The organism is Jiangella rhizosphaerae, from assembly GCF_003579925.1.
Classification (GTDB): Bacteria; Actinomycetota; Actinomycetes; order Jiangellales; family Jiangellaceae; genus Jiangella; species Jiangella rhizosphaerae.
In genome coordinates this window covers 1-6,041 of the sequence record NZ_QUAL01000345.1, presented here as the reverse complement: position 1 = coordinate 6,041, position 6,041 = coordinate 1, and the positions used below count along the sequence as shown (strand labels likewise).

At 72.2% G+C, this 6,041-nt stretch carries 5 protein-coding genes; all 5 read right to left on the bottom strand.

Annotated features, from left to right (window positions below; genetic code table 11):
- Positions 1 to 866: MFS transporter (locus DY240_RS24635; protein ID WP_147375506.1), on the bottom strand; the 866-nt coding region annotated here is incomplete at its 3' end.
- A gap of 73 nt (positions 867 to 939) precedes the next feature.
- On the bottom strand, positions 940 to 1,341 hold the full coding sequence (locus DY240_RS24630) for a hypothetical protein (RefSeq protein WP_119662353.1): 402 nt from the start codon (positions 1,339 to 1,341) through the stop codon (positions 940 to 942).
- A 97-nt stretch (positions 1,342 to 1,438) separates the two neighbouring features.
- Positions 1,439 to 3,580 (bottom strand): MMPL family transporter, encoded by a 2,142-nt coding sequence (locus tag DY240_RS24625; protein WP_119662352.1) that lies wholly within the window; start codon positions 3,578 to 3,580, stop codon positions 1,439 to 1,441.
- Between the two features lie 225 nt (positions 3,581 to 3,805).
- Positions 3,806 to 4,063 (bottom strand): WhiB family transcriptional regulator, encoded by a 258-nt coding sequence (locus DY240_RS24620; RefSeq protein ID WP_111256804.1) that lies wholly within the window; start codon positions 4,061 to 4,063, stop codon positions 3,806 to 3,808.
- A 227-nt stretch (positions 4,064 to 4,290) separates the two neighbouring features.
- A partial coding sequence (locus DY240_RS24615; protein ID WP_199702336.1) for a ricin-type beta-trefoil lectin domain protein occupies positions 4,291 to 6,041 on the bottom strand: 1,751 nt, incomplete at its 5' end.

Sequence of the window (6,041 nt, the reverse complement as noted above, 5' to 3'; positions counted from 1 at the left end):
GCCGCCGCCAGCAGCAGCCCGGGGACCAGCAGCCGGGCCTGGCCGTGCCGGTCGCCGAGCCGGCCGGCCACCCACCGGGCCGCGGTGGCCGTGGCCGGCTGGACCAGCAGCGCGGCCGCGGCGACCGACGCCGAGGCGGTGGCCAGCGGGAGGAAGGTCACCAGGATGCCGATCGCGACCGTCGACGCCGCGAACACGGCCGCCGGCCGGACCAGCCCGGCGTCACGCAGTCCGGCGAGCACTCCGTGCGCGTCGTCCGCGGTGTCCTCCGCCCGGCGGGGGAGACCGGACACGGCGGCGAGGCTCAGCAGGGTGGCGACCGCGGTCGCCGCGAACACCGGCCCCGGACCCCACTGGCCGGCGGCCCAGACGCCGAACGGCAGCGCGACCAGCGCGGGCACCCCGCCGACGACGCCGACCAGTGCCAGCCCCTCGCCGCGGCGGTGCTCGGGCAGCAGGGCTGCGGTCAACGCCCCGCCGGCCACGATCGTGATGCCGAAGCCCAGGCCGCGCACCACGTTGACCGCCACGATGACGGCCAGCTCCGTGGAGGCCAGCAGGACCAGGGTGGGTGCGCCGAGCAGCACGAGCCCGGCGGTCAGCGCCAGCCGGTATCCGAACCGGGCCACCAGGCGGGGCGTCGCGACCTCACCGGCGATCGAGGCGGCCAGCAGCGCGCCCGTGGCCAGGCCGGCGGCGCCGGCGGACCCGGCCGCCTCGGCGACCAGCGGGATGACGGACAACGGCAGGTAGAAGCCCAGCGACGAGCCGATGATCGTGACGAACCGGAGCAGCAGCGCCCGGGTGACCAGCGGCGCGTGAACGGTGGCGGGAGCGGTGGCGACGGCGAGCGTGGCGGTGGTCATGCCCCGACGCTACGGACGGATCGGTCCGGCCGTGAGGGCCAATCGGGCCGTGCGCTACCGGACCGATTTCGGCTCAGGCGCCGGTCGAGCGGCCCTTCGACCGGCCGTGGACGGCGTCGATGAGGCGGTCGTCCACCTGGTCGTAGATGACGGTGCCGACCCACACGATGAGCGTGACGAAGACCCACGTGCCCACGCCCTCGAGGAAGAAGTTCTCGCGGGGGGTGAACAGATCGGTCAGCAGCAACCCGACCCACGTCAGGGCCACGCCGCCGAGGAACGTCGCGCTGGAGGCGTACTTGCGCGCCAGCGACGCCATGACCCCGCGCAGCAACATGGTGAACAGCGTGAACAGGGCGGTGCCGATCAGCCAGCCGGTGAAGGACAGGTTGAACTTGTCGAACAGCACGGCGGCGATCATGAACAGCACGCCGTTCGCCGCGGCGGCGAGCACCAGGCGGATTCCCCACTTCATGGCTCGTACTCTGGCGCAAAGATCGACGCGGCGCCACAGACCTGGGAAGTCTTGTGACGCCGCGTCGTGGGCGATGCGGTGGTACGTCCCGGTTTCGCTAGTCGCCGGAGCGGGCCAGCACCTCGTCCTTCGGAGCCGGCTCCTCGCGGCGGTCGCCGTGGCCGGGCCACCAGGCGGCGTGCCCGATGAGCGCCGTCAACGCCGGCGTGAAGAACATCGCCATGATGAACGCCGCGACGAAGATGCCGAACGAGATGGCGAAGCCCATCGACGTCAGCAGGGCGTTGCCGCCCAGCATCAGCGAGGCGAACGTGCCGGCCAGGATGATGCCGGCGGCGGCGACCGTCGGACCGGCGTGCCGGACCGCCATGGCCGCGGCGTCGCGCGGTTCCATCCCGTTGCGGGCCTCTTCGCGCAGCCGCGCCACCATGAGGATGTTGTAGTCGGTGCCGAGCGCCACGACGAACAGGTAGATGTAGATGGGCAGCATGAAGATCAGCCCGTCGTCGCCCTGGATCGTCTGGAACAGCAGCACCGTCGCACCCAGCGTCGCGCCGAAGCCCAGGCCGACCGACGCCATGAGGTACCAGGGCGCCACGAGGCTGCGCAGCAGCACGGCCAGGATCACCATGATGATCAGCGCGGCCACCGGGAACACGACCGAGTAGTCGCGGTTCATCGCATCCTGGAGGTCGACGAAGACCGACGTCGTGCCGCCGACCAGCGCCTCGGTGCCGTCGGGTGCGGCGTCGTGCGCGGCATCGCGGATGGGCCCCTCGACGTGCTCCATCGACGCGTCCGAGGTGGGATCGGAGTCTAGCACCACGCTGTAGATCACCGTGGTGCCGTCGGGCGACGCGGCCGGCTCGGCCACCTGCGCCACCCCCGTCGCCTCGCCGAGCGCGCTGCCGAACGCCGCCTGGTCGGCCGCGTCGATGGGGTCGCCGTTCGTGCTGTGCAGCAGCACGGTCGTCGGGTCGGTCGCGCCGGGCGGCAGGCCCTTCTGCAGCGTCTCCAGCGCGACGGTGGACTCCGCGTCGGCGGGCACGCCGGTGTCGGACAGGTCGAACGTCGGCCGGAATCCGAACGCCAGTACCGCCAGCGCCGCGAGCACCAGGCCGGACACCAGGGCGAACCGGACCGGGTGCCGGCCCAGGGAGTCGCCGACGGCCCCGAACCGGGCCGCCTTCGGCTCGGTCTTCCACGCCTTCGAGGGCCAGAAGACCTTCGTGCCCAGCAGCGACACGATGGCCGGCACGAGGGTCAGCGCGGCGAGCACCGTGACGGCGACGGCGATGGCCAGCGCCGGGCCGATCGAGCGGAAGATGCTCAACGTCGACAGGACCAGCGCCATGAACGCGACGATGACGGCGCCGCCGGCCGACGCGATGGCCTCGCCGGCCCGCTCGATGGCGTGCGCGACGGAGGTCTTGCTGTCCATGCCCTGCCGCAGCGCCTCGCGGTAGCGGAACAGGAAGAACAGGATGTAGTCGGTGCCGATGCCGTAGAGCACCACGATGAGGATGACCGTGATGGACGAGTCGGCCTGCAGGTCGAACGCCTCGTTGGAGAAGGCGATGAGGCCGGTCGCCACCTGCGAGATGATGCCGACGACGATGATCGGCATGATCGCGATGATCGGGCTGCGGAAGATGATGAGCAGCAGGCCGAGGATCAGCAGGACGGTCACGATGCCGACGATCGCCTCGGCGTTCGTCGCCGCCTCCTGCGCGTCGAGACTCTGGGCGGCCGACCCGGTGACGCCGAGCCGCAGGCCGGTGTCGTCGACGAGGTCCTGACCCTCGTCGCGCAGGTCGCGGACGCTGTCGAGGATCTCTTCGCCGAACGGGTTGGCGTCCTGGCCCAGGCTGACGATGGCCGTCTGCACCAGCCGGTTCTCCGACGGCGGGCTCGGCGTGACCGGGCCGAACTCGGGCAGGCCCAGCTCGCCGAGCTCGCCGGAGACCCGCTCGACGGTGGCGACGTCGTCGTCGGTCAGTTCACCGCCGTCCTCGCGGTCGAACACGAGGATGGCGGCGATCTCGGTACGGTCGGGGAACGCCTCGGACTGCAGCTCCGCGGCCTGGATGGACTCGTAGTGGTCGGGCAGGAACTCGGCCTCGTCGGTGGTGGACGTGAGGGCGGGCGCGGTGGCGATGACCGCGGCCGCCAGCACGACCCACGCGACGATGACCTGCCACGGGTGTCGGGCCACGTAACGGCCCAGCGACGCAAACATGCGATCAGTATCGATGTCCGGGCTGACATCCGCCTGACACTCTTCTGACACGGCGTTTCGGCGGGGTCCGCGGATTGTGGCGAAACCGGAGATGGAGGGAAGGGGTGTGGTGCGCGTCACGTTCTTCGCGGCGTCCCGCGATGCGTGACTTCGCCCATTTCTGGGCGTCGTGCGGACGGTGAATCCTGGGTGGGCCGAGAGCGGTGGGAAGGCGGGTGGCCGGCCTCAGCGGCGCGACCAGCCCCGCTCCGCCTCGGTCAGCCCGCCCCAGATGCCGTACCGCTCCGGGAGGGCCGATGCGGCCTCCCGGCACTGCTGCGCGACCGGGCAGGACGTGCAGATGTTCTTGGCGATCTGCTCCCTGGCCCGCAGCGTGCTGCCGCGGCCCTCGGGATAGAAGAGGTCGGTGTCCATGCCCCGGCAGGCGGCGTACGCCCGCCATGCGTCCCGCAGCTCGAACCAGTCCTCTGCGTACGTGTTCATGTGATCGGCCAGTGCGGTCATGCGGCCAGTTCCCCCTTCGCCGTCGTGTCGAGTGGATCAGGGCCTTTGATCGACAAGACAGAGATCGGGTCCGGCTATGACGCGGCTGACGAAGAATTTCTCGGGGAATTTGTCCGGCCGGGACGAACCGGATGAATGGGTGCGGAAACGCCACCGCCCGGCGAGCCGTGAGGGCTCACCGGGCGGTGTGGAGCGTCAGCGGACGGCTACGGCTGGATGTAGCGGAACTGCTGGTTGACGCCACCGTGCCAGTTGAACAGGATCAGCCTGCCATCGGCGGCGACCTGCTCGATGTCGAGCACGAACGCGGGGTACTTGCCGCTGTAGATGTTCTGGGCTGCCGACGTGCTCGGGTCGAACTCCCACTGCTGGCTGGCGCTGCCGTCGCACGGTGCCAGGATGACCGCGCCGAGCGGGTGGGTGGCGTCCAGGCACTGCTCCGGATCGCCGCGCCAGACGATGGTGCCGTCGCCCGGTGCCTCCCAGCCTCGACTCGGAGCGTTGGCGCAGTCGCCGGCGCGAACGTCGGTGCTCTCGACCACGAGGCAGCGGGTGCCCGCCTCGCCGAGGTCGACCTCGAACCGGCCGGCCCGGACGACCTCGAGCGTGGCGGCGTCGGTGGTGACCGAGCCCAGCTCGTTGGTGAAGACGGCGCGGTACCGCGTGTGGTCGTCGTCGAGCGTGACGCCGGTACGGGTCAGCGCGGCGTCGGGTCCGGTGCCGGTGGCGTCGGGGATGGCGGTCCACGGGCCGTCGGCGGACGGCGCGCTCTCCCAGGCCCAGGTCGCCTCCGGGTTGGCCGAAGCGCTGGCGGTGAACTCGACGTCGTCGCCGGGGCCGGCCTCGACGGACTCGGGCTGTTCGGTGACCTTCGGCTGCCAGTGCACCGTGAGCGTCGCCGGCTCGGACGTCGCCTCGCCGACCTCGTTGGTGAAGACGGCGCGGTACTGGTAGCCGTCGCGGTCGGGGCCGACGCCGGTGAGCTCGAGCGTCGACGTGACGCCCTCCTGGCGGGGCGTGGCGACGGCGATGTCGGGCTGGCTCCACTCGCCGCCGGGCTCTCGCACCTGCCAGGTGATGGTCATGGCGTCGGGGTTGGCGACGGCGGTCGCCTCGAACACCGCGGTGCCGCCCTCGACGACGGTGACGCTCTGCGGCTGCGTCTCGATCTCGGGCGGGTACTGCACGGTGATGACGGCCGGCTCGGTGGTGATGGTGCCGAGCGGGTTGGTCGCCTTGACGCGGTAGAGGCGGCCGTCGAGGGCGCGGTCGGGCTCCTCGATGACCAGCGTGTCGGTGGTGGCGCCGGCGACGTCGACCCAGTCCTCCTCGGACGGCACGTCCTGGCTGTCGCCGGGTGTCTCGTCGGCCGGGACGTCACCGGTGCGGTACTCGGCGGACCGGACGTACGGCGTGCCGGACGTCGTCGGCGCGAACAGGAAGCGGGGGCCGGACGTCTCGGCGGCCGCCGGCGTCTGCTCGTCGCCCCCGGTGTCCTCGGGCGGGTCGGCGTACTGCCACTGCAGCTCCGGCGGCGGGTTGCCGGACACCGCCACCGTCAGCGTGACGGTCTCGCCGGCCACGACGACGGGGTTCGGCGGCGGCTGCTGGTCGATGGTGGGCGGCTGCTCCGCCGGCGGCTGGGTGGGCTCGGCCGTCGGCTCCTCGGTCGGCTCCTGCGTGGGCTCGCTCGTCGGCGTCTCGGACGGCTGCGACGGCTCGACCTCGGGCTGGTCGACCGGCGGCTCGTCGTCCTCGACCGGCTCGTCCGGCTCTTGCACGGGCGCGTCGGCCACCGGCTGGTCGTCCGGCTCGTCCGCGGGCGGCTCGGCCGGCGGCTGCTCCTCCTCCTGCTCCGGCGGCGCCGGCGGCGGGTCGGCCGGCTCGTCCGGCGGGTTCTCGGCGGGCGGCTCCGGCTCGGCGCTGACCGACGGCGCGGCGGCGGGCGGGTCGCTGG

What these genes read in the sequence shown, in the direction of transcription:
- DY240_RS24630 (WP_119662353.1), bottom strand. Translation starts at nt 1,341, where the DNA reads ATGAAGTGGGGAATCCGCCTGGTGCTCGCCGCCGCGGCGAACGGCGTG.
- DY240_RS24625 (WP_119662352.1), bottom strand. Translation starts at nt 3,580, where the DNA reads ATGTTTGCGTCGCTGGGCCGTTACGTGGCCCGACACCCGTGGCAGGTC.
- DY240_RS24620 (WP_111256804.1), bottom strand. Translation starts at nt 4,063, where the DNA reads ATGAACACGTACGCAGAGGACTGGTTCGAGCTGCGGGACGCATGGCGG.